Source organism: Pseudomonas sp. NY15372 (assembly GCF_048068215.1).
Taxonomy (GTDB): domain Bacteria; phylum Pseudomonadota; class Gammaproteobacteria; order Pseudomonadales; family Pseudomonadaceae; genus Aquipseudomonas; species Aquipseudomonas guariconensis_A.
In genome coordinates this window covers 1-312 of sequence record NZ_JBLUPY010000106.1, presented here as the reverse complement: position 1 = coordinate 312, position 312 = coordinate 1, and the positions used below count along the sequence as shown (strand labels likewise).

The 312-nt window shown below is 60.3% G+C and carries 1 protein-coding gene; it reads left to right on the top strand.

What is annotated here, in order from left to right:
• The coding region (locus ACNFG0_RS22915; protein ID WP_416766545.1) for a hypothetical protein at window positions 1-312 on the top strand (312 nt) is incomplete at both ends.

Below are 312 nucleotides of genomic sequence, written 5' to 3'. Positions count from 1 at the left end.
CTTCAATCTGCACGGCGGCGGCAGTGGCATAGAGCAGTTCACCTATACGCTGACCGATGCCGATGGCGATGTACGCACTGCAGTGTTGGAGCTGAACGTCACCAACCTCAATGACCCGGTCACTCTGGATGGCCTGGGTGTACAAGGTGGTGAGCTGACTGTCTACGAGAAGAACCTGGGCGACGGTAGCAGCCCTAATGCTGGGGCGCTGACTCAGACGGGTTCCTTCACAGTCACCTCCCTGGATGGCTTGCAAACCCTGACCGTAGGTGGCATTACCGTCGTCAGCGGCGGCGTGGTCGCGGGCTTCCC